Source organism: Streptococcus sp. KHUD_013 (assembly GCF_052588545.1).
On sequence record NZ_CP186264.1, the window covers coordinates 1,941,802 to 1,968,399 of the forward strand.

A 26,598-nucleotide genomic window follows, 5' to 3' on the forward strand; every position below is an offset into this window, starting at 1 on the left:
TAACAAGGGATATCGAAAGAAGAGGTGAAGCACATGGCAATCCCAAAATACCAACACATCAAAGATGATTTGAAGCAACAAATTATCTCAGGCAAATTCGAAAATGGAGATAAATTTTACACAGAAGCCGAGTTGATTAAGATTTATAATGTTAGCTCGATTACTGTTGTTCGTGCTTTGAACGATTTGGCTAGCGATGGATACATTGTCCGCCAACAAGGAAAAGGAACCTTTGTTTCGCGCGCTAGAAAACACAAACTGGTTGAGTTTTCAGACGTCGAAACCTTCCCTATCCAAAAAGCGACCGTAAAAGTTCTCTCTATCAAGCGTGGCAACGCACTGAACATCTTGGATAAACTAGGACTTGCTCCAACTCAATTCTATTATAAGATTGATCGGACCCGTCATATCGGTGAAGATACCTATATCTACCACCAGACTTATGTTCCAGAGCAATATATTAATCCAAATTATCCGAGCTTAGATTACTATAGTTCGATTTATGATCGCTTTAAAGAAGATTATCATATCCATATGAATGATGAACACTTTGAAGAAATCAATGATATTGTATTTCCAACACCAAGCAAAATCGCTTCTGTGTTGAATATCGATGAAAACTTCCCAACGGTCCGTCAAGTGAAGACGACAAAATTGGAAGCGACCGGTCAAATTCTCGAATATAGCGAAACCTATAAACGCGGCGACTACTATAAAATCAAATTTATCTCTTGTGATCGTGATCATTGATCATTCAAAGTCTGGGGTTTGGCCTCAGACTTTTATGATACAAATTATAGCATGAAATAATAGTTCCTAAAACATGTAAAACGAATAATCTATAATTAGTGATAGACTTCCTATAAATAGTTTAATCAGTCAAAATTTATTATGATAAATTCAGGGCCTAGAGCACCTAATATTGGTAAAGAAAAAGACAAATATCTTCAGATATTTGTCTTTTTTGATCAAGTCTATGAGGGGCTTAGTCACCCAAACCGATGCGTTCGAAGATTTCATCCACACGTTTGGTGTAGTAAGTTGGGTTAAAGATTTCGTCGATTTCTTCTTGAGTGAGACGTGAAGTTACCTCTGGATCTGCTTCAAGAAGCGGTTTGAAGTCGACTTGGTTATCCCATGATTGAGCTGTCTTCGGTTGAACGAGGTCGTAAGCTTGCTCACGGGTCATGCCTTTTTCAATCAAGGTCAACATGGCACGTTGACTGAAGATAAGACCAAAGGTTGAATTCATGTTACGGATCATGTTTTCTGGGAAGACAGTCAAGTTCTTGACGATATTACCAAAACGGTTGAGCATGTAGTCAATCAAGATGGTCGTATCTGGTGCAATGATACGCTCAGCTGACGAGTGAGAGATATCACGCTCGTGCCAGAGAGCGACATTCTCATAAGCTGTTACCATGTGGCCACGGATAACACGCGCAAGACCAGTCATATTTTCAGAACCGATAGGGTTGCGTTTGTGAGGCATTGCTGAAGACCCTTTTTGACCTTTAGCAAAGAACTCTTCCACTTCCCGTTGTTCTGATTTTTGAAGACCACGAATCTCCGTTGCCATGCGTTCAATAGATGTCGCGATGCTGGCAAGAACTGCAAAGTACTCAGCATGAAGGTCACGAGGAAGGACCTGTGTAGAGATTTCTTGAGCACGGATACCCAATTTGTCGCAGACATATTTTTCAACGAATGGTGGGATGTTGGCAAAGTTACCAACCGCACCAGAAATCTTACCAGCTTCCACACCAGCAGCCGCATGCTCGAAACGTTCGATGTTCCGTTTCATTTCGCTGTACCAAGTCGCCAATTTAAGACCAAAAGTTGTCGGCTCAGCGTGCACACCGTGGGTACGACCCATCATGATGGTGAACTTGTGCTCCTTAGCCTTGTCAGCGATGATGTTGGTGAAGTTTTCAAGGTCACGACGAATGATGTCGTTGGCCTGCTTGTAAAGGTAACCGTAGGCAGTATCCACCACGTCAGTAGAAGTCAAGCCATAGTGGACCCACTTGCGCTCCTCACCAAGAGTCTCAGAAACCGCACGTGTGAAGGCAACCACATCGTGACGAGTCTCCTGCTCGATTTCCAAAATACGGTCGATGTCAAAGTCTGCCTTTTCACGAATCAAAGCCACATCTTCCTTAGGGATTTCCCCCAACTCAGCCCATGCCTCATCAGCCAAGATTTCCACCTCAAGCCAAGCACGGTATTTATTTTCTTCAGTCCAAATGTTCGCCATTTCAGGGCGAGAGTAACGTTCGATCATGTTTATTTTTCCTTTCTTTTGATGTTTCACATCAGCTAGCAACCAACAGTCGTTTTATTCAAATTCTTCTTTCCCGATCCACACAGATGGATAGTGATCTAGTGTATTCAAATCCGTATCCAGTGGGACATCATAGATGGCTAAATAGTTTTCAGGATATTGTGCAATTAGCTCTTCATACTTAGCTTTCACTTTTTCGTGATCGCTACTAGCATACAAGACTTCGACGACTGCCCCTGTCTTCTCTTTTTCAACAAAGGCGTTGACAATGAGTTGAATCATAAAACCTCCTAAATCGAAATGCCCTTCATATTTGCTTCCAGAATAGGCATCTTGACACCTAATTCCTGACCAGTTTGATAAACACTTTGACAACAATAGAAGATATCCTGTTTGTCATTGTGCAAGGTCATGATTTTTCGGGTTAGCTCATTTTTCGCAAACATGACTTTCATGGCTTTTCCGGCTATCCAAGCGGGAATTTTGTAAGGTAAGAGTTCAGCTTTGTAAAGCTTCAAATTCACACCACGCGCTTCTACAACTTTCAAGGCTTCTCGAATGGCCTTGATGGCCAATGACAATTCCGATGAACTATTCATCAAGTTCAAAGCCAGTTCTTCTGGGTTTTCCAGATTTCCCGAACGCGCAGCTGTCGAAGTGACACCTGCATTAATTGCCATGTGAATCCAAATCCACTCGACCATATCATGAGGCACTTCCCACTTCAAATCTGCAGAAGTCAGTAAAGTCGTCAGATCACCATAGTTAGAAATGTGTGCTTTTTGCTCACCTTCTAGCATTAAATGGTCGAACAAGACACCATCCAAATGGTCCTCCTGCATGTGACCGCCCGCTGTCGGAAAGGCCAGAATATAGTCGTAATCCCCTGCCCACTCTTGGACCTCTTTTCGAGTATCCCAGAAATTACAGAAGAAAACAAGGGTACCTTTGATATTATTTTTTCGCAAGGTCTCCACAGCTTCTTTGACAAACCCATGACGCACACTCAGAAAAATAAAATCATATTCCGAATCAGCTTCCGCCACATGAACCTCATAGGTGTCGTGTTTGTTTTCACCCTTGGATTGATAGCGACCATCTAGTAGATCAACCGACAACTCCTTCGGAGCTGTGCTTTTCTTACTATTTCTCAATACGTGTTCCACTTGATGGCCTGCTTTTTGAAAGGCGTAGGCATAAGTAGTCCCGATGACTCCAAGTCCTAGAATCGCTATTTTCACTTAAAAAATCAATTCCTTTCCTTCAGTAGTTATCTGGCTTCTCTTGTTTAACAAATGAGTTGACGATGAGTTGAATCCTATATTCTCCCCATTCAATTTAAATACTATTCTTCCTCAGAATCTTCGTAAACACAAAATTCAATCGAAAGTTTTATAGGGCGACTTGTTAATCCAAAACTCTTTATATAATCATAGACCTCATCATCATCGCGGATATGCTTTATAACTAATTGATTATTTGTTATCTCTACAACATGAATCCCTTCTGCATCAGGAATTTCTGGAATCTCTACATCGTCCGCATAAGTAAATGTTAGAGTAGTAATATCATCTTCGAATACATCATCAAATTCTTCTGTCATTTTAAAAATCAATCCCTCTCCCAAACTCAACCACATTATCTGGTTCATCACTAAACAAAGTCACATGTCCCATTTTGCGGTTGTGCTTTGCTTCTAGTTTACCATATAAGTGGAGGTGAGCGCTTGGATTTTCTGTCACATATGTTTCAGCAGCCTCGACGTGTTGGCCGAGAACATTGAGCATAACAGCTGGTGCATGGAGGTGAATAGCAGGAAGTGGTGCTCCGAGAACGCCCAAAATATGCGTGTCAAACTGTGAAAAGTCACAGGCTTCAATTGAGTAGTGACCTGAATTATGTGGGCGAGGCGCGATTTCGTTGACGATAATGTCATCAGCTGTCGCAAACATTTCCACGCAAAGAGTTCCAGAAAGGTTGAGTTGTTCTGCAATTCGCACTGCCATGGCCTTGGCTTTTTCAGCTAGACTTTCAGAAATGCGAGCGGGCACAATGGTTTTTGAAAGAATGTTGTTGCGGTGGATATTTTCCTGAACGGGAAAGACTGTCACGTCCTTGCCGTTACCTGACACGATGACCGAAATTTCAAGGTCAAAGTTGACGAACTCTTCTAAAACGCAATCTGCTGAATCAGCTAAAGCATAGGCCTCTTCCAAATCTGCTTCTGAACGAATGACCTTCTGACCATGGCCATCGTAGCCACCGGTCGCCGTCTTGAGGACATAGTTTTTAGACAGGTCGATATCTGCCAAGTCTTGGCTTGAGATCACGACCTTGTAAGGTGCTACAGTGACTTGGGCCTTGTTAGAAAGAAAGTCCTTCTCAAAAATACGGTTTTGGGAGATGCGGAGTAGGTCTGTCCCTTGTGGAAGCTGACCATCCTTGATAACGGCGTCCAAACCGTCAGCATCCACATTTTCAAATTCATAAGTGAGAATATCACAACGCTCTGCCAACTGACGAAGAGCATCCACGTCGTCGTATGGGGCTACGATGATTTCTGCCACGCGAGAGGCTGGGCAATCAGCTGCTGGGTCCAACGCGATAACCTTGTGTCCCATGTAGATAGCTGAGATCGCCATCATCTGACCGAGTTGACCACCACCGATGATACCAATGGTTTTAGTTGAGCTCATTTGTAGACTCCTCTGCAATTTTTCCTTGTTCTTCAGCAAAATCCGCCAAAGCTGTCGCAATAGCCTGATCCTCTACTGAAAGGAGACGAAGGGCAAAGAGGGCAGCGTTAGTCGCACCGGCTTCACCGATTGCCATGGTTGCGACTGGCACTCCACCTGGCATTTGAACGATAGAATAAAGAGAATCCACGCCGCTAAGGGCACGAGACTTGACAGGTACCCCGATAACTGGAAGGGTTGTTTTAGCAGCAACCATCCCTGGTAAGTGAGCAGCGCCACCAGCACCCGCGATGATGACCTTGATGCCACGGCTACGTGCTTCTTCAGCATGTTTGAACATGAGGTCCGGTGTACGGTGTGCGGAAACAACTTTCTTTTCGTAAGCGATGCCGAAGTTGTCAAGGACTTCAGCAGCTTTTTGCATGGTTGCCCAGTCGGATTTTGAGCCCATGATGATGGAAATTACTGGTTTCATTTTTTATCCTTTTTCTTCCTTTTTTGACAATCACCTTAGCTCGCTTTCGCTCGCCTTTTACGACCTACGGTCGCTAATTATTTATTTGCCTTACTACCGATGTCGTTTCGGTAGAACAAGCCTTCTGTGTTTTGTTTGTCGAGTTCGTTGTAGATGATATTTTGACCTTCTTTGACGGTGTCTGCTGTTGTGACTAGCATGTAAACACGTCCTCCGTTTGAGAGGAGATCTTGGCCATTTTCAGCGAATTTAGCACCAGCATAGTAAGTGATGATGTCACCCTCTGTCTTGGCTGGAAGCTTGACACCTTTCTCATAAGCGAGTGGGTATCCGTTTGAGGCTACAACCACGCCTAGTGTCACACCCTTGTCCGTCCAAGTGATAGTTGGCTCTTTGCCATCCAAAATGTCAGTGATATTTTGTGCAAAGTCAGATGTCAAACGAGGCAAGATGATTTGCGTTTCAGGATCGCCGAAGCGTGAGTTAAACTCGATGACTTTAGGTCCGTCAGCTGTCAAGATAAGTCCCGCATAAAGGACTCCAGTGTAAGGACGACCTTCTTTGATCATGCCTTCAAGAACTGGCTTGACAATGGTGTCAACCGCTGTGTCAACCACGCTCTGTGGCAAGTGAGGAACTGGCGCATAGGCACCCATCCCACCAGTGTTAGGGCCCTTGTCGCCATCATAGGCACGTTTGTGGTCCTGAGCCGTTGGCATGATGTAGAACTTGTCCCCATTGACAAAGGCAAAGAGAGAGAATTCTTCCCCGTCAAGGAATTCCTCGATGACCACACGCGCACCTGAATCACCGAATTTATTGTCCAACAGCATCTCGTGAGCGGCTTCAACTGCTTGCTCAACTGTCTCCGCAACGACAACACCTTTCCCAAGAGCAAGCCCATCTGCCTTGACGACGATTGGAGCGCCTTTTTCTTCGATGTAAGCCTTGGCTTCCTCGAAATCTGAAAAGGTCCCATAGGCTGCTGTCGGAACGTCGTACTTGACCATGATTTCCTTAGCAAAATCCTTAGACCACTCTAGCTCAGCCGCAGCCTTGGTCGGACCAAAGGCTTTGAGTCCTGCCGCATTGAAATCATCCACGATACCAGCTGCAAGGGCATCATCTGGACCAATAAAGGTCCAAGCAATATCGTTGACTTTTGCGAAGTCAATCAGCTTAGAATGTTCGGAAATTCCGATATTGATCAAATCCAGACCGTCTAATCGCATCCCGTCATTACCAGGAGCCACAAAAACCTGCTCAACGTTTGTAGACTCCAACAATTTCTTGGCAATCGCATGCTCACGACCACCAGATCCAACAACCAAAAGTTTCATCTCGAACCTCTTTTGCGAATTATTTTATTAAATTATATCATAATCGTTCGTTTTATTCTAATATTTCAAGGAATATCCGATGATTTTCATTAGAAAACAAACTTTTTTCATTATTTTTTAAATTTCTGCTCCTTTTTACGAATATTATAATTGAGACCTCTAATATTTTTTAAAAAAGGAGTTTTATGCAGAGAATGAAGAAACTACTCTTAGCAGCTTGTCTTTTCTGGACAGGAGCTTCACAAGTTGCAAGAGCAGAGCAAAACGTCAATTATATCTACAAGGAAAAAGGACAATTAGTTGTCCACCTCGGGACCGTTCCAGACCGCTTCCAAAGCGTTAGCGTCCCCATTTGGTCCGAGCAAAATGGACAGGACGACCTCATTTGGTATCCTGTTCAACGAGGTGAAAATGGATTTGATTTGCGAGTGCCTCTGACCAATCATTTGGATCAAGCAGGACTTTATCACATCCATGTCTACGGGATTCATTCTAACGGAAATATTGAAGGACTGTTTCCTCTACAGACAATCATTGAAGAAAAAGATCTGGCTTCTTCCCAACCCAAGATTACAGTCCGACCTAGCACTGCACAGCTATTTGAGATCCAACTCCAGCTTTTTGAGGATGTGGAGAAGGTCTTCTTTCCCATCTGGTCTGAACAAGATGGCCAAGACGACCTGATCTGGTATCCCGCAAAAAGAACGGCACCTGGTCGCTACCAATTATCCTTCAATGCCGAGAAACATACAGGGAAAGGAACCTTTCATCTCCACGTCTACCAAAAAGACAAGGGGCACTTAAAAGGTTTACTTGCCACTGAATTTCAGGTCGAGCGGGCTAAACCTGCTCCAATGCTCACCCAATCGGATAATTACTATCCCGTCGGCGAATGTACCTGGGCAGCCAAAGAGCTGGCTCCTTGGTCACAAAACTGGTGGGGAAATGGTGGCATGTGGGCTACTAGTGCACGCGCTGCGGGCTTCCGGACAGGAAATACCCCAGAGGTCGGAGCTATCGCCTGTTGGGATAATGGAGGCTATGGCCACGTTGCAGTCGTGACGGAGGTCGAGCATGATCAAAAGATCCAAGTGAAGGAAGCTAATTACAATGGAAATCGGACCATCAACAATTTCCGTGGCTGGTTTGACCCCACGAATATTGTCTGGGGAACGGTCAGCTATATCTATCCAAATTAAGGAATTCCTAACCAACAAAAAAGGCGCTCATCCATCGATGAGTGCCTTTTTAGGTTAATGTCTGAAGTGACGAACACCTGTAAAGATCATGGTTAAGCCATATTTGTCAGCAGCCTCGATCGACTCTTGGTCACGGACGGAACCACCTGGTTGGATGATCGCTTTGATACCTGCTTTGGCGATTTCTTCCACGTTATCTGCAAATGGGAAGAAGGCATCTGAAGCAAGGACAGCACAGTCAAGGCGGTCTTTAGCTTGGTCAATAGCGATGCGGACAGATGCCACACGATTGGTTTGACCTGGGCCAACGCCAAGTGTCATGTGGTCATTGGTCACGATGATCCCATTTGATTTGACATACTTGATAGCTTTCCAAGCAAACTCAAGAGCTGTAGCTTCTGTCTCAGTTGGTTGACGTTTCGTAACCACTTGCCAGTCAGCTGGACTTTCTTTCACCACGTCTTGGTTTTGAACGAGGAGACCACCAACAACACCAGTGTATTCTGCTTCCACTTCGCTAGCATCTTGAGCATCAAACGGCAACTCAAGGATACGCAAGTTTTTCTTCTTAGTTGTCAAGATTTCAAGCGCTTCATCAGTATAGCTTGGTGCAATGATGATTTCAAGGAAGACACCGTGCATTTTATGAGCCGTCGCAGCATCTACTTCACGGTTGAGGACTACGATACCACCGAAGATAGATACTGGGTCAGATTCATAAGCATAGTCCCAAGCAGTTTCGATATCGTCAGCTTGACCGATTCCACATGGGTTCATGTGTTTGAGAGCCACAACGGTTGGACGGTCTTTGAAATCACGGATGATCCGAATCGCAGCATCCGCGTCACGGATATTGTTGAAGGACAATTCTTTCCCGTTCAATTGTTTAGCGGATGCAATAGAGTAATCCGTTGGCAAAGCTTTTTGGTAGAAGTCTGCGTCTTGTTGAGGGTTTTCCCCGTAACGCATGGCTTGCTTGAGATCATAAGTCAAAGTAAGTTTTTCAGGTTTACTTTCACCCACTTGAGCTGTGAAGTATTGTGCGATCAAGGCATCATAGGCTGCTGTGTGGCGGAATACTTTCGCTGCCAACCGTTGGCGAGTTTCGTATGTGGTTTCGCCGTTGGCTGCCAATTCGTCAAGCACCACAGCATAGTCAGCAGGATCTACCACAACTGTTACGCTAGCGTGGTTTTTCGCTGCTGAACGAAGCATAGATGGGCCACCGATATCGATGTTCTCCACCGCGTCAGCGTAAGTCACATCTGGTTTAAGGATGGTTTCCTTAAATGGGTAAAGGTTGACCACAACAAGGTCGATGAGCTCAATCTGATTATCCTTAGCAGCCTCTAAGTGACTATCAAGGTCACGACGAGCGAGGAGACCACCGTGGATATTTGGGTGGAGGGTCTTCACACGACCGTCCATCATTTCTGGGAAACCCGTCACATCATCGATTGCAATGGTGTCCACCCCAGCATTGTCAAGGGCAACTTTAGTACCACCTGTTGAGATGATATCCCAACCGAGTTTTTTGAGTTCTTGGGCAAATTCAACGATACCCGCTTTATCTGAAACACTAATTAGTGCGCGTTTAGTCATTTTCTTTCTTTTCCTTTTTTAAAAAAGTTCTTCATCTGCTAGAGTCAAAAATGTTTTTTCAGCTCTAGGGCTTCCTTATTTTCGTGCAACTCCCAAATGTTCCAACACTTCTGGATAGAGCTTATACTCTGTTTCGTGGATGCGAGTTTCGAAAGTATCAAGGGTATCCCCTGCTAGGCGTGGCACACGGACTTGTTTGATAACCTTACCAGTGTCCACACCAGAATCCACCCAGTGAATAGTCACGCCGCTCTCAGCAACGCCTGCATTCCAAGCATCCTCAATACCATGAGCACCTGGAAATTCAGGAAGATAAGCCGGGTGAATATTAATGATACGGCCTTCATAAGCTGCTAGCAAGGTTGGACCGACGATTTTCATATAGCCTGCCAGACAAACCAAGTCAATCTGATGTTCATCCAAAAGTTCGACAATGGCTCCTTCATAGTCTGCCTTGTTCTCAAACTCTTTGAGTTCAAAAGCGTAGGATAATACCCCTAGCTTTTCGGCACGTTCTATGACATAGGCATCCCGGTGATCTGAAAAGACAAATTCTACTGGAAATTGTTCCGCAATCACCTGAAAGTTTGAACCATTCCCGGAAGCAAAAACAGCAATCCTTTTAGCCATTATTTAATCACCACACTTGCGCCATCTTTCTTCACAATTCGACCGATTTCATAAACAGGTTCATCAAGAAGTTCTTTGACACGTTCCACATTTTCTGGTTTGACCGCAAGCATGAGACCAATTCCCATGTTGAAGATTTCAAACATTTCTTCGTGTTTGATTTGGCCATATTTTTCAAGGGCTTTGAAAATCGGAAGAACTGGCACTTTGCTTTCGTCAATTTCAGCAGCCAAGTCATCTGAGAACATACGTGGTACATTTTCGATGAAACCACCACCTGTGATGTGGGCAATCCCGTTGACCAATTCTTCTTTGATGAGTGGCAAAACAGCCTTGACGTAGATACGAGTTGGTTCCAGAAGAACGTCTTTAAGTTTCTTGCCTTCCAATTCTGGGAGAACTTCTTCACCTGTGTAATCTGCAAAAACACGACGAACAAGTGAGTAACCATTTGAGTGGATACCGCTTGAAGCAAGTCCAAGAATCACATCGCCTTCAGCTACCTTTGAACCGTCAATGATTTGAGATTTTTCAGCAACACCAACAGCAAACCCAGCCAAGTCATAGTCGTCTTCGCCATACATACCAGGCATTTCAGCAGTTTCCCCACCGATGAGGGCTGCACCTGCTTGTACACAACCTTCAGCCACACCAGCAACGACTTGTTCTAGTTTAGCTGGTTCATTTTTACCAGTTGCGACATAGTCCAAGAAGTAGAGGGGCTCTGCACCTGCAGCGATGATATCGTTGACACACATGGCCACACAGTCTTGACCAATGGTATCGTGTTTGTCATACTTGATAGCTAACATGAGCTTAGTTCCGACACCATCCGTCCCTGAAATCAAAACTGGCTCTTTGACACCTGCTTTTGAAAGGTCAAACATACCACCGAAACCACCAAGAGCTCCTATAACACCTGCACGTTCCGTACGCGCCACGTGTTTTTTAATTCGTTCAACAACTTCATAACCCGCTTCAACATCTACGCCAGACTGCGCGTAAGCATTTTTATTTGTCATTTGTTTTTTCCTTTTTCTATTCCTAGATCCTACTGATGATTGATTAGATTCACTTGTAAACAATCCTAATAAAAGGATGTCTGCTCATTCAAGCTTTCCAAATAGCGTTCTTCGTAGTCATACAAAGGCGTTGGGTATTTCCCATCGAAGTAAGCTACACAAAGACCACCGTTTGGTGCATCGGTATCAATGCCAATAGAATCAATCAAACCATCAATGGACAAGTAGGTCAGGCTGTCCGCACCGATAATCTCACAAGTTTCCTCTACTGTATGGTTAGCTGCGATTAGCTCTTCGCGGCTCTGGATATCAATTCCATAGAAACATGGATAAGCCAGAGCTGGACTGGCAATTGCCACATGGACTTCGGTAGCTCCTGCTTCTTTCAATAACTTCACAATCCGACGTGATGTTGTCCCACGTACGATAGAATCATCAATCATGACAACCCGTTTGCCTTTCACGACACCGGATACAGCAGAAAGCTTCATCCGAACCCCTTGCTCCCGCAATTCCTGAGTCGGTTGGATAAAGGTCCGTTGAACATACTGATTCTTGATCAAGCCCATTTCATTTGGCAGACCGGATTCTTCCGCAAAGCCCATGGCCGCACTGAGAGAAGAGTTGGGCACCCCCACCACAATATCTGCTTGGTTCTTAAATTCTCGTGCTAACTGAGCGCCCATCCGCTTGCGAGCTGTATGGACGTTGACCCCTTGGATATTGGAATCAGGACGAGCAAAATAGATATACTCCATAGAACAAATTGCTAGTTGAGTATCATCCGTATAGCGATCATAGGTAATGCCATTTTCATCAAAGATCACGAGTTCACCAGGATGCACATCTCGGATCCATTCTGCCCCAATCACCTCAAAGGCACAGGTTTCAGAAGAAACAACCAAGGCACCATTGGCCATTTTCCCGATGGAAAGAGGACGGAAGCCATTTGGGTCCAACGCCGCGATCAGCTTATCTTCAAACAGCATCAGATAAGCAAACCCACCTTTGACCGTATTGAGTGCTTCCTTGATTTTCCCCATAAAGGAAGGGTTGTGGCTCCGACGAATCAAGTGTGCTAGAATTTCTGAGTCAGAGGTCGAGCTGAAGATAGCCCCATTTTTTTCTAATTCCGATTTGAGCGATTGGGCATTGGTCAAATTCCCATTATGGGCCAGACCAAACTGCGTATCGTGAAAGCGGAAGAGGAAGGGTTGGATGTTATCCACAGACGCTTCCCCCGCTGTCGCATAGCGAACATGTCCAATAGCAGAAGATCCTGTCAATTTTTCTAGATTTAAAGGATTCCGAAAGACTTCTGAAAGCAGACCTGTATCCCGATGACGTCTCAAGGTTCCTTGATCATTGGCCAAGATGCCTGCTCCCTCTTGTCCCCGGTGTTGGAGACTGTGAAGACCAAAATAGGTGAGTTTTGCTGCGTCTGGATGTCCCCAAATCCCAAAGACTCCACACTCTTCATTAAGAGATTTTACTTCGTATGTCATGTTGTATACCTTTTATTTTCCAGTAAAATATTGAACTGCTGATGCAAAGAGATGTTGATCTTTATTTCCTGGAATATTTTGGAAGAGACCAGCTTCGAAACGTTCTGAGTGACCCATCTTCCCGATGATTTGACCGTTCTTGCTGGTAATCCCTTCGATCGCATGGACAGAACCATTTGGATTGTATTTTGAATCCATGCTTGGTTGGCCCTCGAAGTCAACGTATTGGCTAAAGATTTGACCATTGTCACGAAGCTCTGCGAATTCCTCAGCTGTCACGACAAACTTCCCTTCACCGTGTGATACTGGGATGGCATGGATGTCTCCAATTTCTACTCCCGCAAGCCATGGTGAGTTGGTATTGGCAATCCGAGTTTCCACCATCTTAGCCACGTGTTGGTTGGCATCATTGTAGAAGAGGGTTGGACTGGTACTGCTTGCATCTTCAAAGTTACCGTATGGAAGAAGACCTGATTTGACAAGAGCTTGGAATCCATTACAGATACCGATGATCAAGCCTCCGCGTTCGATGAAGCTATCAATAGCCGAACGAACTTTTTCATTGAGCAAGATGTTAACGATAAATTTAGCTGATCCATCTGGTTCATCTGCTGCTGAGAAGCCACCTGCAAAGAAGATAATGTTGGCTTTTTCAATGTTGTCAACCATGGTGTCAACAGACTTGACAATCGCTTCTTCGTTGAGTGTGACAAATGGTACTAAGTTGACTTTGGCACCTTCTTTTTCAAAGGCCTTAGCGGAGTCGTATTCAGAGTTGGTACCTGGGAATACTGGGATGTAAACCACTGGCTTTTCAACTATTTCTTTAGCTTTGATCACAGCATCAGATGCTACAGCAGGTACTTCTTCCAACTCAGTTGCTTGTGCAAATTCCGTTGGGTAAACTTCTTCCAATTTACCTTGGAAAGCACTGTCAAGTTTGTGTCCATCCAGCGTTACACCGTTGACAGTAAGTGTAAAGTCAGCTACTGTTTGTCCGATCTTAGCAACACCTGCAATTTCTTCAGTCGATGTGAAGACGAATCCACCCAATTGGGCTGTCAAGCTAGTGTCAAGGTCAGCTAATTCGACGTTTGCTCCGATATGGTTACCAAATGTTGCAAGGGCAAGAGCTTCAACCACACCACCATATTTAACAGCTGATGCGGCTGTCACTTTGTGGTCAGCTTGGATGGCTTCAAATTGAGCAAAGTTAGATTTGATAAGTTCGAAGTCAATTTCTTGTGCCAAAGCTTGACCAGGAATGTAGTAAATATTTTCACCAGCAGCTTTGAATTCTGGAGAAAGAACCTTACGGCTATCTGCAGTTGTGACCCCAAAAGCAACCAAGGTTGGTGGTACGGTTAATTCTTCAAAGGTACCAGACATCGAGTCTTTCCCACCGATAGATGGCAAACCAAGTTGAATCTGAGCCTCGATGGATCCAAGAAGAGCAGCTACTGGTTGACCAAAACGCTCTGCTTGTTTATCCATACGCTCGAAGTACTCTTGATAAGAGAAGCGAGCCTTAGACCAGTTGGCACCAGCAGCAACCAAACGAGCAGTTGCTTCGATGACTGCATAAGCAGCACCATGATATGGAGACCATTCGGCGATATAAGGGTTAAACCCTTGCGCCATGACAGAAGCAGTTGTAGTCACACCATGTTGAACTGGCAATTTCTGTACAGAAGCTTCCGTTGGTGTGATTTGGTAGCGACCACCAAGTGGGTGATTAACTGTTGAACGACCAACTGAGCTATCAAAGATGGTTTGTAACCCTTTTTGACTGGCATGGTTAAGGTCAGCCAGGACTTCAAGAGTATCAGCTTCAAGGGTTGCAGCAGATGTTTGACGTTCTTCTGGAAGCTTAACATCCTTGTCAACCACCTTAGCATCTACAACCACACGTACACCGTTTGTATCAAGGAAACGACGTTCCAAATCCACGATTGTTTCACCATTCCAGTGCATGACAAGATTTGGTTTCTCCGTCACTGTCGCAACGACAACAGCATCAATATTTTCTTTATTACATGCTGCAACGAAGGCATCTACATCTTCTGGACGAACCACCACAGCCATCCGTTCTTGAGATTCAGAGATGGCAATTTCGGTACCGTTCAAGCCTTGGTATTTCAATGGCACTTTGTCTAGATCAATTTCAAGACCATCTGCCAATTCACCGATAGCCACACAGACACCACCAGCACCAAAGTCATTTGATTTCTTGATCAGACGGGTCACATCCCCATTACGGAAAAGACGTTGAATCTTCCGTTCTTCGATGGCATTCCCTTTTTGAACCTCAGCACCAGCTGTTTCAACAGATTCAACCGTTTGAACTTTAGAAGAACCTGTCGCACCACCGACACCGTCACGTCCAGTCTTCCCACCGAGCAAGATAATCACATCACCTGCTTCAGGTTTTTCACGGACAACATTTTCTTTAGGAGCCGCACCGACAACTGCACCTAGCTCCATACGCTTAGCAACGAAACCTGGGTGGAAGTATTCACGAACATAAGTTGTTGCAAGACCAATCTGGTTACCGTATGAAGAATAACCGTGAGCCGCTGTTTTAGAGATCACTTGTTGTGGCAATTTACCAGCACGAGTTGCTGAAATTGGAGCTGTAATATCACCAGCACCTGAGATACGCATGGCTTGGTAAACGTATGAACGACCTGACAATGGGTCACGAATGGCACCACCAATACAAGTAGCCGCACCACCAAATGGTTCGATTTCAGTTGGGTGGTTGTGGGTTTCATTCTTGAACATAAGAAGCCATGGTTCTTTCACACCATTGACATCCACTTCAATTTCAACAGAGCAGGCATTGATTTCATCAGACACTTCCATGTCATCCAAACGACCATTAGCACGCTCATAACGACCAAAAATAGTGGCCATATCCATCAAGGTTTGAGGTTTTTCTGTACGTCCCAACTCATCACGCATGGCAATGTACTTGTCATAAGTCGCCTGCAATTGTTTTTCAAATTTAGAAGCTGAGAAGTCGATGTTTTTCAACTCAGTTTCGAAAGTTGTGTGACGGCAGTGGTCAGACCAGTAGGTATCCAACACCTTCAACTCCGTCTCAGTTGGCACACGTCCAATAGACTTGAAGTAATCTTGAATGAAGAGAAGGTCATCCACTTCCATGGCCAATCCTTGCTCAGCCTTATACTGTGCAAAATCTTCTGCCGTATAAGTTTCAAAGAAATCCAAGCTTGGAATGGTCTTGTCAGACTCAGAGAAATCCTGTTTCGCAATACCAACAGTGATATCTTTGAAACGAGAATCCACTGGATTCAAAAGGTAGTTTTTGACAGCTTCCAATTCATTCGCATCAATATCCTTGTTAACCAAGTACAATTGTGCTGTATTCACTGTTACATCATTTGAACTACCAAGCAAAAGCAAAGCTTCTTGCGAAGATGCTGCCCGTTGGTCAAATTGACCAGGCAAACTTTCGATAGCAAAGAAAGCATAGTTCTCAAGATCAGCCTGAACCGCAGCCTCGTCCAAAACAGTATCAGTCACTTGCTCAGAGAAGATGTGTTTTTCCGCACGCGCAAACAAGTCCTCTGCCAAACCAAAGACATCATAAACCTGAACAATCCGAAGATCCTTCAACGTTTTCAACTGAAGATTATGCTGTAATTCTTTTACTAAAGAGTCTGATTTTACACGAAAATCAGCTTTTTTCTCAACGAAAATACGTTTATCCATTTTAGTTCCTTTATTTCTATTCAAAAAAGTTATTAAAGACGAAGGTTTTCCCTTTCAAAAAGATTACTTCAAGCCCTGTAATTTTTCCAATACAACTTCATAAACATCTGTCAAGCTACCAAGATCACGACGGAGTGAAAAGGTCTAGTAGACCTTTTCAGCCTGAGTCCTTTTACTTGAAAGACGAAGGTTTTCCGTTTCATAAAGATTACTTCAAGCCCTGTAATTTCTCCAACACAACCTGATATACATCCGTTAAACTGCCCAAATCTCTACGGAAAACATCCTTGTCCATATGATGCCCTTCAGCATCCCAAAGGCGGCAGTTATCTGGTGAGAATTCATCTGCCAAGATAATCTTGCCATCCTTATCAAAACCAAATTCCAATTTGAAGTCAATCAAGCGAAGACCAATTTGTGCAAACCAATCTTTCAACAATTCATTGATACGACGTGTTTCTTCCTTGATATAGGCAATTTGTTCGTCATTGGCAATTTCCAAAAACTTCACATGCTCATCATTGATGAATGGATCGTCCAACTCATCGTTCTTGTAGTAAAATTCAACGATTGGAGTTTTCAAGTCCAAACCTTCTTCCACGCCAAAACGTTTAGAGAAAGAACCCGCAGTCACATTGCGAAGAACAACCTCCAAAGGAATGATGGTCACTTTCTTGTTCAATTGTTCGGTATCAGAAATACGTTCAATAAAGTGCGTCGCTACACCCGCAGCATTCAATTTTTCAAAAATAAGAGACGAAATCTGATTATTCAGCACACCTTTCCCCTCAATGGTCTCTTTGCGAGCTCCATTCAGCATGGTAGCCTGGTCCTTATAAACGGACTTAATCACATGTTCGTCTTCTGTACTATAAATATCTTTTGCTTTCCCCGTATAAATTAATTGATCGGACATCTTCTTGTTCGCCTTTCATCTTTTATCCCTTTCAGTGTATCACAGAGAGGTTGTTTTTTCAAGTTAAATCCGTATCTTGTTAGCTTGTAATACAAAAATAATAAGAGATTGAATCAAAAAGATTCAACCTCTTATTTTTAGATGCTTATTCGTTCGTAAAAACCGAACTTTATTTGCTTGTTTTCTTCAAAACGTAGTCTACCATATCTCCAACGGTTGCCATGGCATCAATATCTTTGTCTGGGATGTCAATTTGGTAGGCTTCTTCCAAATAAATAATGTATTCCATTAGATCAACGGAATCTACTTCCAAGTCCTTTCGTAAATCCAAATCCAAAGTAACCTCATAGTCAGATCCTTTATGATCTTGAATCAACCCTTCAACTAGTTTAAAAATTTCTTGATGACGACTCATTTCTCTTCCTCCAATTCTGATAATTCAACCACAGATTTACGGATAACATCTGTTTCTAACATGGTCCGGATCTGGCGAATCGTGCTATAGACTGCCTTGGCATCACTAGAACCATGGGTTTTCACGACAGGGGCTTGCAAACCAAACAAGACTGCACCTCCAACATCTGAATAATCCAAGGTCTTTTTCAAACCTCGTAGATCATTCTTCAAGAGAAAGGCCCCAATCTTAGCTTTCAAGCCACCACCACTAAGGACCGTTTTCAACTGTTTAAAGAGGCCCAGAGCAGTTCCTTCCATAGTCTTAAGGACAGCATTTCCTGTAAATCCATCTGTGACAATGACGTCAGCAACTCCATCCATCAAGTCACGCGCTTCCACATTTCCTACAAAATTAAGAGAAGGATCTGCTGCTAATAATTGATAGGTCTCCTTGCGTAGGGGATCACCCTTGCTTTCCTCTGTTCCGTTATTTAAGAGACCGATACGAGGCCGCTTAATGCCACGGACATTCTCTGCATAATAGGCTCCCATAATCGCATATTGGTGCAAGTGTGTTGGCGTATTTTCGGCATTTGCCCCCAAATCCAACATATCATAGCCCTTCCCATCAAGGGTAGGAAGAGTCGACATCAAACCTGGACGATCGATGACCTTGATCCGACCGACGATGAAGTAACCAGAGGCAAGAAGAGCTCCTGTATTTCCTGCTGAAAGCATCGCATCCGCTTCCCCATTCTTAACTGCATGCGCTGCTAAGACCATACTGGCTTGCTTTTTCCGACGAATCGCACGAGTTGGCTCATCATCTGAGTTGATTTTCTCATCCGTATGGACGATAGATACCCGTTCAGTTGCCGTCAGGTATTGCTTAATTTTAGCCTCATCCCCATACAAAATGACTTCAATATCCTTAAATTCTTGTATGGCTTGATTGACCCCTTCTACCAGGGCCTGTGGAGCATGATCTCCACCCATTGCATCAACTGCAATTTTTTTCATTTCTTACCTCCAGACTGATCTTTTAAGATCTCTCCCCAGCTTCCCAGGGAATCAATAAATTTCTTAGCTTTTAGATGAATGCCTACATATTCATCATAGAGTTGGTCTAAGCACTTTCTCAACTCTTTCTTCATCTCATCATGGATGGAAATCGTCTCTAACTCACTAAATTTCACAACTTGAAAACGATCCAACAAATAGAGGGCGTTTGGATCCCAGTGGGCTCGTCTCTCGTCACGATCATAATGATCTGGGCAAAGGACACCACCCAAGCGGAATGAAAAATCAAAAGGCAACCCCACTCGATGACAGACACAACACTCATGGACGTTTAAGGCAACACCAAATCGGGATAAAATCTGCATTTCAAAAATATTGGTCAAGATTTCATAATCCAAGCCCCGATCCATCAATTGCAAGGTCTGCTCTAAAAAAGCAAATAAAGCTGGATCAGGTTGACGATCCTGTATACTAGCATCTGCCAAGGCCAGTATATAGGTTCCGTAGGAAAGACGAAAAAGATCTTGGTTAATCCCTTGGAAACTTTGAACCTCATGAATATCTTCGATATAGCTGAGTCCGTCATCATTGATTTTCAGATACATATCCGCTAAAGTCAAAGGTTGGATCATAGAATTCAACCGAGAACGATTGGCATGTTTCACGAAAAACATGAGCTTGCCAGCTTGCTCTGTAAAGATTTTAACCAGCTTATCGTCCTCTCGGTAATCCCGATGGTAGAGGACGATGCCACGACTCTCAATGCTCTCCAGCATGTTCTTTCATAAACTCCTTCAACCGACTCATCGCTTCTTGGATCACTTCCATACTTGCTGCATAAGACAAGCGCACATATCCTTCGCCGTAAGGGCCAAAAGCCATTCCTGGGATAAAGGCAACAGCCTTTTCTTGGGCTAAGAGCTTCAAAAAATCGAAGGAGTCTTGGTTATATCCTTGTGGGATCTTAGCAAAGATATAGAAGGCCCCATCTGGGCGGATAATATCAAAACCCATGGCAGACATTTCTTTGATGATATAATCTCGACGCTCTATGTATTCCCGTTTCATCGGCTCTGCATCGTCTTTACCAACCGTTAAGGCTTCAATGGCTGCATACTGATTCATGGTTCCCGCTGCAGTCACCAAGTACTGATGACTCTTGATTAATTGAGCTGCCAATGGAGCCGGCGCAAAGATAAAACCGAGTCTCCAGCCTGTCATAGCATGAGACTTCGATAAGCCATTGATAATAATGGCTTGGTCCCGTAGATAGGATCCCAAGGAAACGTGAGGCTGACCTGTGTAGGTTAATTCTGAATAGACCTCATCACAAACGACAAAAACTTCATATTTCTTCAAGACTCTAGCCAAATCCTGCATCTGCTCCTTAGAGTAAGTAACTCCTGTCGGATTAGCTGGGTAGTTGAGAATAACCGCCTTGACGCGATTTCCTTGCTCTTCTATGGCCTTTTCTAAAGCCTCAGGACTGAGGATAAAGCGATTGTCTGTCGTATCGATTTCGACGACACTAGCCCCCATCAGTTTAATAATAGGTTCGTAACCAGGATAAGCAGGTGCTGGTAAGAGCACCACATCTCCCGGTTCCAATATAGCGGTCAAGGTCGCAGAAAGGGCCTCCGTTGCCCCAATCGTAACCAAAATTTCATCCTCTGGTCGATACTGTAGGTTATATTTTTCAGCTACAAACTGACTAGCAGCTTCACGTAGAGCTAGCAAGCCACTCATCCCCGTATAATAACTCTGGTTGGCATCAATAGCTGCTTTTGCCGCTTCCTTTACATGATCCGGTGTCGTAAAATCTGGCTCACCCAAGGTCAAGCGTAAAATACCTGGAATAGAAGAAATGGCTTGGTCAAACTGACGAATCAAAGAAATCTCGATTCGATTCAAATTTTGATTAAACCGTTTTGTTAAATCCATAGCCACCTCCAAAAAAAGTTCTATCACCATTATACTATAAATAGAAAACCATCGCAAAAAAGGGGCTAGTCCCAACTAAAATGATACAATAATGGCCTTTTTCATCAAAAAAGGACTTAGCACATGCTAAATCCTCTCATTGAATAAATTTTACCAAATCTTTTCTATTCTTGACCACGTGTTGCAACATAATTCAACTGATCACCATGTTTCGCCAAGAAATCCTTCATTTCCGAATCCGGAATTTGACGAAGGTAGAGATTGGAACGGATAGTTTCATCTTCTTCGCGACAAGTAGACAAGACTAGGTACTTATCAGAAGCATTGATTTTAATATTTGGATTTTTTGTACGCGCTGACTCATAGATGTTTTTCAACTGGGTAGTGAAATCTTCATCATCTGAAAAGCTGGTACGATAGAAAGCTGTTGTTTCAGGAACAATGACCAAGCCCATTGCTTCATAATAATACTTGCGCTCAGGTGTTTCAATAACTACGTAAGGGTGCTGATTAAAGTACTCTTGGTTATCATAGAAATTAACATCATTAAACATGCGATGATCTGCAACTTTACTGCCACGTGCATGACCAAAGAGCCAAGTCAAACGATCGCTAAAGTCCTTTTTGTTATCTGTATCCATGAAAACAGTTCCCATAAGAGGTTCGTTTCCACCATCAAAAGTTTTATCCAAATAAGTAGCATTGTCCCCTGTTTGAACAACAGGCTCATCTAACTCAGTTCCTGGTGCATAAACATAACCAATTGTTTCTGGATTAACCGCAGTTAATTGGGCAAAACGATTTTTTAAATAATCTTTTTCTTCTTGACTTGGTTCATATTTAGCTGCTTGTTTGGTTGAGCTTGTACTAGTTGACTTTTTAGCTGTGCTAGAAGATTTTCCTCCCCCAAATGGATTGAAGAAAATAAAACCAGCAACAATCACGACGACTGCAGTAAGAGCAATAATGATCCCAACCAATTTATTTGAAGCTTTTTTCTCAGCTCTTTTCATTTCGTTGATCTCCTTATGACGATTTTTTCTCTAAAAAATATCACTGAGCCCTAGGACTCAGTGATATTCGTTTCGAGCTAATTAATAATCAAATTATTTAACTGCGCTTGTTTTTGGAAGAGTTTTACCAGCTTTAGCATCAGCTTTAACTAGGTTACCGTTATTGTCAACAGTACCAATAACGTTACCTTTTTCGTCTTTAACTACAACGTTACCATTTTCATCTGTAGTAACAGTAACATCTTTACCAGTTTGAGCTTTGATGTCTTCTGCAATACGAGTAAGGTTAGGTTTGTTATCTTCTACACCAGTTGGATCGTTCCAGTAGTTACCTTGGCTTTGAGCTGCTTCACGATATTTTTGTTGAAGAACTTGGATGTAACGGTTGCGAACAGTATTGTAAGCTTCGTTGTAAACACGATCAAAGTCTTCTTGAGCGCGAGCAAGTTTTACATCATGGTCATGACCAGTGTAATCTTTAGCCGCATCAAGAGCTGCTTGAGCTGCTACTACTGAAGGTTGTTTTGCAACTTCTGCACGAATTTCTGCATCGTGTGCTGCCACTTGTGCATTTGCTTCATCAGCAACGTCACGTTCAGAAACATATTTCTTTTGGATCAATTGGTTAGATGCACTTGGGTTTTCACCTTGTGCAAATACAGGTGCTGCTGCTGCAAATACTGCAAATACTGCAAGAGCTGCTACTGATGATAATAAAACTTTTTTCATTGTTTTATCTCCTTTTTTCATTTTAAAAAATAATTCGTTACTTCGTAACTATTACTAGTTTACTACGATATATTTTATTTGTCAATAAAATCTGACCAATTTTTTAAATAAATTTTATATTTTTTTAGGTAAGATAAGATTTGACTTTTAAAGTGGAAATCTTTTATTTTGTGAGTGTTTTACTTATTTTATTTGACTACACCACTCTTTGGCAAGGTCTTTTTGGGTAGACAAGGATCCAATCTATCCTCATTTTTTTGTGCTTCCTTCAGCAACTCCTCCCTCTGATTTTTTATCTTACTTTCTTTTTTTAACCAGTTGAAAAACATATCTTTCCTTTCTTAAAAAAGAGGCTCTCTACAACCTCTTTTTTACATTTTTAAGATTTTTTCGCATTTCCAATTTCAAATAGTGGAGACAGAGGACGTTTTTCATGGATGCGGATAATCGCTTCTGCCAATAGTTTTGCGATGGAGATTTGTTCAATTTTATCGATTAAGCGCTCTTCAGGTAGGTAAATGGTATCCAACACCACCAACTTCTTAATTGCTGATTTCTGAATATTGTCCATAGCTGGACCAGATAATACAGGGTGCGTACAACTTGCATAGACTTCTACAGCTCCTGCTTCAGCAAGTGCATCCGCAGCGTGGCAAATGGTTCCCGCAGTATCAATCATATCATCGATCAGGATACAAGTTTTCCCTTCAACGTTCCCAATGATGTTCATGACTTCGCTGGTGTTCATTTTATCAACACTCCGACGTTTATCAATGATGGCGATCGGTGTTTTCAAAAATTCAGCTAGCTTACGAGCACGCGTCACGCCACCATGGTCCGGACTAACTACCACATAGTCAGAACCAACCATGCCACGACGTTCAAAGTAGTCTGCAATCAATGGAGCCCCCATCAAATGATCCACTGGAATATCAAAGAACCCTTGAATCTGAGCAGCATGCAAATCAATGGTTAAGAGACGATCTACACCAGCAATCTCTAACATATTGGCAACCAATTTGGATGTAATCGGTTCACGAGCACGAGCTTTACGGTCTTGACGAGCATAACCATAATAGGGCATGACTACATTAATGGTTTGAGCACTGGCACGTTTTAAAGCATCTACCATGATCAAAATTTCCATTAAATTATCATTTACAGGTGAACTCGTAGATTGAAGAATATAAACCTCTTTACCACGAATAGACTCCTCAATATTGACCTGGATTTCCCCATCTGAAAATTGACGTACGGTCGACTTACCAAGTGGCAATCCCATCTCTTTAGAGACACGTTCAGCCAAATCTTGGTTAGAAGATAAAGCAAACAGCATTAAATCCGAAAACGACATGATTTCCTCCACATAAATTTAACCACAATGTACAAATTGTACAAATCTTCTCTTTACTCATTGTAACGCTTTTTATATGATTTTTCAATCCATAATCCACCAAAAATTAAAATAGTAACTATAGTAAAAAACACCCACAAAAAGTGGGTGTTTCAAATTCTTAGTTTGGATAGATATAAGTAACTGTTCCTTGTGCATTCACTGGGTTAAACCATCCACGGTAGTTCCCAATGCTACGGATACCTAAGTAGTTAGATTCAGATACTTGGATACTTGTAGTAGATTGAACAGCTGTAACCACTGCTACGTGTCCATATCCACCGTCATTCCAACATGCAATAGCTCCAACCTGTGGTTGGCTACCAGTACGGAATCCAGCAGCTGCGGCACTTGCAGCCCACTGTGCTCCATTACCCCAGTAATCGCCAGCCCAAGGAGCCAATACTTTCGCACCCCAAGTACATTCACCTACAGGGTATGAACTTGCAGACGAGCTGTATGATGGACGACTAGTTGCAGCAGGTGTAGCAACTGTTTGAGTTTGAACTGCTGATGCTGTAGCAGGAGTTGAAACTGTTGCTTGAGGTTGTGCTGCTTCAGCTGCTGGTGTTTGAGTAGCAGCTTGCACTTGTGCTTGCAAGTTAGTATTAGCAGATGCTTCTACAGCTTTACGTTGCTCTTCTTGTTGTGCACGGTAAGCTGCTTCAGCCGCTGCTGCTTCAGCTGCCGCTTTCTCAGCTGCTGCTTTTTCTGCAAGTAAAGCATTCTTTTCATTTTCTGCAGTAGATTTTTCAGCTGCCAAATTCAATTGTGCAACCTTTAACTCAGCTTCTTTAGTTGTCAACGCTTGCGCATCATCATCTAATTTTTGTTGGTTGGCGATAACAGTGTTGATTGCTTCATTGTTTTCTTTTTGCTTAGCGTCAATTGCTTCTTTATCGCGTTTTTGCTCTTCAAGCATCTTGTTGTTGGCGCTAGCAATTTCATTCATTGCAGAAACACGAGAAATAGCTTCAGTCAAAGAACCAGAACTTACAATAGCGTTAATGTAACTTGTAGCAGTTCCTGTTGTTTGAGCACTACGTGCTTGGTTTGCCAATGATTCTTGACGAGCAACAATATTTTTAGAAAGCTCTTCAATCTCTGCTGAAAGTTTAGCAGACTCTTCGTTCAAACGATCATTTTCAGCTTTAAGAGTTTCTTGTTGTTTTTTGATTTCAGAAACTTGAGATTGAATTTGATCAACTTCTGCTTGTGCGCTTTGTTCTTTTGAACTCAAATCAGCAATCTTACTATCTTGTGCAGCGATTTTATCATCAGTAGAATCAGCACCTACAGAAATAACTGTACCTACTTGTGATAAAGCTAATGTACTAAGTAAAATAGTCGTTAATAATTTTTTCTTCATAAAATAAAAGACTCCTTCATATAAGACACTAACTAGTATAACAGAAAATGAAAGATTTTATGTTACGCCTTTGTTACATTTTTATTTCTATCGATGTATCAAAGTAACAAAAAAGTTAGCTACAAAGCTAACTTGTTTCTATACGGAGAATGGGGGATTCGAACCCCCGCGCCAGTTACCCGACCTAACGATTTAGCAAACCGTCCTCTTCAGCCTCTTGAGTAATTCTCCAAAAATGGGCACGAGTGGACTCGAACCACCGACCTCACGCTTATCAGGCGTGCGCTCTAACCACCTGAGCTACGCGCCCAAGTTAAAAACTTGGTAATGAACAAATGTTCAAAGCGGGTGACGAGAATCGAACTCGCGACAACAGCTTGGAAGGCTGTAGTTTTACCACTAAACTACACCCGCTTATTATTAAAGAAAATGGCGCGAGACGGAATCGAACCGCCGACACATGGAGCTTCAATCCATTGCTCTACCAACTGAGCTACCGAGCCAAATATTGCGGGAGCAGGATTTGAACCTACGACCTTCGGGTTATGAGCCCGACGAGCTACCGAGCTGCTCCATCCCGCGTTAATATTAAGGAGGATGTGGGATTCGAACCCACGCACGCTTTTACACGCCTGACGGTTTTCAAGACCGTTCCCTTCAGCCGGACTTGGGTAATCCTCCAGCTAATTATGGACCTTGTAGGACTTGAACCTACGACCACTCGGTTATGAGCCGAGAGCTCTAACCAGCTGAGCTAAAGGTCCGACAAGATCAATAGTATAGCGGCGAAGGGGATCGAACCCCCGACCTCCCGGGTATGAACCGGACGCTCTAGCCAGCTGAGCTACACCGCCATAAATCGGGAAGACAGGATTCGAACCTGCGACACCTTGGTCCCAAACCAAGTACTCTACCAAGCTGAGCTACTTCCCGAACTAAAGCTTACGCTTTATGCACCCTAGAGGAGTCGAACCTCTAACCGCCTGATTCGTAGTCAGGTACTCTATCCAGTTGAGCTAAGGGTGCTCGTTTCTATTCTATTGCTACATAGTCTTGCGACCATGCACCCTAGAGGAGTCGAACCTCTAACCGCCTGATTCGTAGTCAGGTACTCTATCCAGTTGAGCTAAGGGTGCTTCTTCTCCAACCTAAGTCTATGCCGAGGACCGGAATCGAACCGGTACGATCGTTACCAATCGCAGGATTTTAAGTCCTGTGCGTCTGCCAGTTCCGCCACCCCGGCCTCCTCAAGCGAACGACGGGATTCGAACCCGCGACCCCCACCTTGGCAAGGTGGTGTTCTACCACTGAACTACGTTCGCATCTGTTT

At 43.3% G+C, this 26,598-nt stretch carries 23 protein-coding genes and 13 tRNA genes; 2 read left to right on the top strand and 34 right to left on the bottom strand.

Translation table 11 applies throughout. The features are described 5' to 3' along the window. Window positions 1–33 precede the first annotated feature (33 nt). On the top strand, window positions 34–750 hold the full coding sequence (locus tag ACOXXR_RS09380) for a GntR family transcriptional regulator (RefSeq protein ID WP_006595289.1): 717 nt from the start codon (window positions 34–36) through the stop codon (window positions 748–750). A 235-nt stretch (window positions 751–985) separates the two neighbouring features. On the opposite strand, the gene purB is transcribed toward ACOXXR_RS09380, so the two are convergent. The 7 genes from purB to purD form a co-directional block, all read right to left on the bottom strand. Further along, window positions 986–2,284 carry an adenylosuccinate lyase gene (purB, locus tag ACOXXR_RS09385; RefSeq protein WP_445278476.1) on the bottom strand — a complete coding sequence of 433 codons (1,299 nt, stop codon included), beginning with the start codon at window positions 2,282–2,284 and terminating at the stop codon, window positions 986–988. A 54-nt stretch (window positions 2,285–2,338) separates the two neighbouring features. Beyond that, window positions 2,339–2,566, bottom strand: a complete 228-nt coding sequence (locus ACOXXR_RS09390) for a phosphoribosylaminoimidazole carboxylase (RefSeq protein WP_315376160.1) — start codon at window positions 2,564–2,566, stop codon at window positions 2,339–2,341. A gap of 8 nt (window positions 2,567–2,574) precedes the next feature. After that, the gene (locus ACOXXR_RS09395; protein WP_287517134.1) at window positions 2,575–3,525 is read right to left on the bottom strand and encodes a ketopantoate reductase family protein; all 951 of its coding nucleotides are present in this window, start codon (window positions 3,523–3,525) and stop codon (window positions 2,575–2,577) included. Between the two features lie 104 nt (window positions 3,526–3,629). After that, window positions 3,630–3,887, bottom strand: coding sequence for a hypothetical protein (locus ACOXXR_RS09400; protein ID WP_152904106.1), 258 nt, complete (start codon window positions 3,885–3,887; stop codon window positions 3,630–3,632). 1 nt (window position 3,888) lies between these two features. Next, window positions 3,889–4,980, bottom strand: a complete 1,092-nt coding sequence (purK, locus tag ACOXXR_RS09405; RefSeq protein ID WP_445278477.1) for a 5-(carboxyamino)imidazole ribonucleotide synthase — start codon at window positions 4,978–4,980, stop codon at window positions 3,889–3,891. After that, window positions 4,967–5,455, bottom strand: coding sequence for a 5-(carboxyamino)imidazole ribonucleotide mutase (gene purE, locus ACOXXR_RS09410; protein ID WP_048717071.1), 489 nt, complete (start codon window positions 5,453–5,455; stop codon window positions 4,967–4,969). The genes purK and purE overlap by 14 nt, the downstream gene beginning before the upstream one ends. A gap of 77 nt (window positions 5,456–5,532) precedes the next feature. Continuing rightward, window positions 5,533–6,795: a phosphoribosylamine--glycine ligase gene (gene purD / locus ACOXXR_RS09415; protein ID WP_445278478.1), complete on the bottom strand. Its 1,263-nt coding sequence runs from the start codon at window positions 6,793–6,795 to the stop codon at window positions 5,533–5,535. Between the two features lie 194 nt (window positions 6,796–6,989). On the opposite strand from purD, the gene ACOXXR_RS09420 reads away from it, so the two are divergent. Further along, the gene (locus tag ACOXXR_RS09420) at window positions 6,990–7,994 is read left to right on the top strand and encodes a GBS Bsp-like repeat-containing protein (protein ID WP_223355663.1); all 1,005 of its coding nucleotides are present in this window, start codon (window positions 6,990–6,992) and stop codon (window positions 7,992–7,994) included. Window positions 7,995–8,048: 54 nt separating this feature from the next. On the opposite strand, the gene purH is transcribed toward ACOXXR_RS09420, so the two are convergent. The 27 genes from purH to ACOXXR_RS09555 all read right to left on the bottom strand — a co-directional run bounded on the left by purH (window position 8,049) and on the right by ACOXXR_RS09555 (window position 26,590). Next, the gene (gene purH, locus ACOXXR_RS09425) at window positions 8,049–9,596 is read right to left on the bottom strand and encodes a bifunctional phosphoribosylaminoimidazolecarboxamide formyltransferase/IMP cyclohydrolase (protein ID WP_445278479.1); all 1,548 of its coding nucleotides are present in this window, start codon (window positions 9,594–9,596) and stop codon (window positions 8,049–8,051) included. Window positions 9,597–9,671: 75 nt separating this feature from the next. After that, on the bottom strand, window positions 9,672–10,226 hold the full coding sequence (purN, locus tag ACOXXR_RS09430) for a phosphoribosylglycinamide formyltransferase (RefSeq protein ID WP_445278480.1): 555 nt from the start codon (window positions 10,224–10,226) through the stop codon (window positions 9,672–9,674). Beyond that, window positions 10,226–11,248, bottom strand: coding sequence for a phosphoribosylformylglycinamidine cyclo-ligase (gene purM, locus ACOXXR_RS09435; protein ID WP_445278481.1), 1,023 nt, complete (start codon window positions 11,246–11,248; stop codon window positions 10,226–10,228). Before purM ends, purN begins: the two co-directional genes overlap by 1 nt. Window positions 11,249–11,313: 65 nt before the next feature. Further along, complete coding sequence (purF, locus tag ACOXXR_RS09440) at window positions 11,314–12,753, bottom strand: amidophosphoribosyltransferase (protein WP_048687883.1); 1,440 nt, start codon at window positions 12,751–12,753, stop codon at window positions 11,314–11,316. A gap of 12 nt (window positions 12,754–12,765) precedes the next feature. After that, a complete protein-coding gene (locus tag ACOXXR_RS09445; RefSeq protein WP_445278482.1) occupies window positions 12,766–16,491 on the bottom strand; it encodes a phosphoribosylformylglycinamidine synthase in 3,726 nt (1,241 codons plus the stop codon). A gap of 208 nt (window positions 16,492–16,699) precedes the next feature. Next, window positions 16,700–17,407 carry a phosphoribosylaminoimidazolesuccinocarboxamide synthase gene (gene purC / locus ACOXXR_RS09450; RefSeq protein WP_445278483.1) on the bottom strand — a complete coding sequence of 236 codons (708 nt, stop codon included), beginning with the start codon at window positions 17,405–17,407 and terminating at the stop codon, window positions 16,700–16,702. 169 nt (window positions 17,408–17,576) lie between these two features. Further along, on the bottom strand, window positions 17,577–17,822 hold the full coding sequence (locus tag ACOXXR_RS09455) for an acyl carrier protein (RefSeq protein WP_023027448.1): 246 nt from the start codon (window positions 17,820–17,822) through the stop codon (window positions 17,577–17,579). Then, complete coding sequence (plsX, locus tag ACOXXR_RS09460; RefSeq protein WP_048687892.1) at window positions 17,819–18,823, bottom strand: phosphate acyltransferase PlsX; 1,005 nt, start codon at window positions 18,821–18,823, stop codon at window positions 17,819–17,821. The genes ACOXXR_RS09455 and plsX overlap by 4 nt, the downstream gene beginning before the upstream one ends. Next, window positions 18,820–19,599: a DNA repair protein RecO gene (gene recO, locus ACOXXR_RS09465; RefSeq protein ID WP_445278484.1), complete on the bottom strand. Its 780-nt coding sequence runs from the start codon at window positions 19,597–19,599 to the stop codon at window positions 18,820–18,822. Before recO ends, plsX begins: the two co-directional genes overlap by 4 nt. Beyond that, complete coding sequence (locus ACOXXR_RS09470; protein ID WP_445278485.1) at window positions 19,583–20,764, bottom strand: pyridoxal phosphate-dependent aminotransferase; 1,182 nt, start codon at window positions 20,762–20,764, stop codon at window positions 19,583–19,585. The genes recO and ACOXXR_RS09470 overlap by 17 nt, the downstream gene beginning before the upstream one ends. 164 nt (window positions 20,765–20,928) lie before the next feature. Further along, window positions 20,929–21,777: a class B sortase, LPKTxAVK-specific gene (gene srtB / locus ACOXXR_RS09475; RefSeq protein ID WP_023027444.1), complete on the bottom strand. Its 849-nt coding sequence runs from the start codon at window positions 21,775–21,777 to the stop codon at window positions 20,929–20,931. A 93-nt stretch (window positions 21,778–21,870) separates the two neighbouring features. Continuing rightward, window positions 21,871–22,506, bottom strand: a complete 636-nt coding sequence (abpA, locus tag ACOXXR_RS09480; RefSeq protein ID WP_445278486.1) for an amylase-binding adhesin AbpA — start codon at window positions 22,504–22,506, stop codon at window positions 21,871–21,873. 379 nt (window positions 22,507–22,885) lie between these two features. Further along, window positions 22,886–23,860, bottom strand: coding sequence for a ribose-phosphate diphosphokinase (locus ACOXXR_RS09485; RefSeq protein WP_048717045.1), 975 nt, complete (start codon window positions 23,858–23,860; stop codon window positions 22,886–22,888). 160 nt (window positions 23,861–24,020) lie between these two features. Continuing rightward, a complete protein-coding gene (gene pcsB / locus ACOXXR_RS09490; RefSeq protein WP_445278487.1) occupies window positions 24,021–25,268 on the bottom strand; it encodes a peptidoglycan hydrolase PcsB in 1,248 nt (415 codons plus the stop codon). A gap of 143 nt (window positions 25,269–25,411) precedes the next feature. Then, window positions 25,412–25,499: transfer RNA gene (locus tag ACOXXR_RS09495), tRNA-Ser, on the bottom strand. A 5-nt stretch (window positions 25,500–25,504) separates the two neighbouring features. Further along, window positions 25,505–25,578 (bottom strand) — tRNA-Ile (locus ACOXXR_RS09500). A 33-nt stretch (window positions 25,579–25,611) separates the two neighbouring features. Next, a tRNA-Gly gene (locus ACOXXR_RS09505) sits at window positions 25,612–25,682 on the bottom strand. Window positions 25,683–25,698: 16 nt separating this feature from the next. Further along, window positions 25,699–25,771 (bottom strand) — tRNA-Phe (locus tag ACOXXR_RS09510). 5 nt (window positions 25,772–25,776) lie between these two features. After that, window positions 25,777–25,850: transfer RNA gene (locus ACOXXR_RS09515), tRNA-Met, on the bottom strand. Between the two features lie 9 nt (window positions 25,851–25,859). Then, a tRNA-Ser gene (locus tag ACOXXR_RS09520) sits at window positions 25,860–25,949 on the bottom strand. Between the two features lie 9 nt (window positions 25,950–25,958). After that, window positions 25,959–26,032: transfer RNA gene (locus ACOXXR_RS09525), tRNA-Ile, on the bottom strand. A 16-nt stretch (window positions 26,033–26,048) separates the two neighbouring features. Then, window positions 26,049–26,122: transfer RNA gene (locus ACOXXR_RS09530), tRNA-Met, on the bottom strand. Window positions 26,123–26,127: 5 nt separating this feature from the next. Further along, window positions 26,128–26,201 (bottom strand) — tRNA-Pro (locus ACOXXR_RS09535). Between the two features lie 19 nt (window positions 26,202–26,220). Then, window positions 26,221–26,294: transfer RNA gene (locus ACOXXR_RS09540), tRNA-Arg, on the bottom strand. Window positions 26,295–26,330: 36 nt separating this feature from the next. Next, window positions 26,331–26,404, bottom strand: a tRNA-Arg gene (locus ACOXXR_RS09545). Window positions 26,405–26,425: 21 nt separating this feature from the next. Continuing rightward, a tRNA-Leu gene (locus tag ACOXXR_RS09550) sits at window positions 26,426–26,511 on the bottom strand. A 7-nt stretch (window positions 26,512–26,518) separates the two neighbouring features. Continuing rightward, window positions 26,519–26,590: transfer RNA gene (locus ACOXXR_RS09555), tRNA-Gly, on the bottom strand. Window positions 26,591–26,598: the final 8 nt, after the last annotated feature.

What these genes read in the sequence shown, in the direction of transcription:
- ACOXXR_RS09380 (WP_006595289.1), top strand. Translation starts at nt 34, where the DNA reads ATGGCAATCCCAAAATACCAACACATCAAAGATGATTTGAAGCAACAA.
- purB (WP_445278476.1), bottom strand. Translation starts at nt 2,284, where the DNA reads ATGATCGAACGTTACTCTCGCCCTGAAATGGCGAACATTTGGACTGAA.
- ACOXXR_RS09390 (WP_315376160.1), bottom strand. Translation starts at nt 2,566, where the DNA reads ATGATTCAACTCATTGTCAACGCCTTTGTTGAAAAAGAGAAGACAGGG.
- ACOXXR_RS09400 (WP_152904106.1), bottom strand. Translation starts at nt 3,887, where the DNA reads ATGACAGAAGAATTTGATGATGTATTCGAAGATGATATTACTACTCTA.
- purK (WP_445278477.1), bottom strand. Translation starts at nt 4,980, where the DNA reads ATGAGCTCAACTAAAACCATTGGTATCATCGGTGGTGGTCAACTCGGT.
- purE (WP_048717071.1), bottom strand. Translation starts at nt 5,455, where the DNA reads ATGAAACCAGTAATTTCCATCATCATGGGCTCAAAATCCGACTGGGCA.
- purD (WP_445278478.1), bottom strand. Translation starts at nt 6,795, where the DNA reads ATGAAACTTTTGGTTGTTGGATCTGGTGGTCGTGAGCATGCGATTGCC.
- ACOXXR_RS09420 (WP_223355663.1), top strand. Translation starts at nt 6,990, where the DNA reads ATGAAGAAACTACTCTTAGCAGCTTGTCTTTTCTGGACAGGAGCTTCA.
- purH (WP_445278479.1), bottom strand. Translation starts at nt 9,596, where the DNA reads ATGACTAAACGCGCACTAATTAGTGTTTCAGATAAAGCGGGTATCGTT.
- purN (WP_445278480.1), bottom strand. Translation starts at nt 10,226, where the DNA reads ATGGCTAAAAGGATTGCTGTTTTTGCTTCCGGGAATGGTTCAAACTTT.
- purM (WP_445278481.1), bottom strand. Translation starts at nt 11,248, where the DNA reads ATGACAAATAAAAATGCTTACGCGCAGTCTGGCGTAGATGTTGAAGCG.
- purF (WP_048687883.1), bottom strand. Translation starts at nt 12,753, where the DNA reads ATGACATACGAAGTAAAATCTCTTAATGAAGAGTGTGGAGTCTTTGGG.
- ACOXXR_RS09445 (WP_445278482.1), bottom strand. Translation starts at nt 16,491, where the DNA reads ATGGATAAACGTATTTTCGTTGAGAAAAAAGCTGATTTTCGTGTAAAA.
- purC (WP_445278483.1), bottom strand. Translation starts at nt 17,407, where the DNA reads ATGTCCGATCAATTAATTTATACGGGGAAAGCAAAAGATATTTATAGT.
- ACOXXR_RS09455 (WP_023027448.1), bottom strand. Translation starts at nt 17,822, where the DNA reads ATGAGTCGTCATCAAGAAATTTTTAAACTAGTTGAAGGGTTGATTCAA.
- plsX (WP_048687892.1), bottom strand. Translation starts at nt 18,823, where the DNA reads ATGAAAAAAATTGCAGTTGATGCAATGGGTGGAGATCATGCTCCACAG.
- recO (WP_445278484.1), bottom strand. Translation starts at nt 19,599, where the DNA reads ATGCTGGAGAGCATTGAGAGTCGTGGCATCGTCCTCTACCATCGGGAT.
- ACOXXR_RS09470 (WP_445278485.1), bottom strand. Translation starts at nt 20,764, where the DNA reads ATGGATTTAACAAAACGGTTTAATCAAAATTTGAATCGAATCGAGATT.
- srtB (WP_023027444.1), bottom strand. Translation starts at nt 21,777, where the DNA reads ATGAAAAGAGCTGAGAAAAAAGCTTCAAATAAATTGGTTGGGATCATT.
- abpA (WP_445278486.1), bottom strand. Translation starts at nt 22,506, where the DNA reads ATGAAAAAAGTTTTATTATCATCAGTAGCAGCTCTTGCAGTATTTGCA.
- ACOXXR_RS09485 (WP_048717045.1), bottom strand. Translation starts at nt 23,860, where the DNA reads ATGTCGTTTTCGGATTTAATGCTGTTTGCTTTATCTTCTAACCAAGAT.
- pcsB (WP_445278487.1), bottom strand. Translation starts at nt 25,268, where the DNA reads ATGAAGAAAAAATTATTAACGACTATTTTACTTAGTACATTAGCTTTA.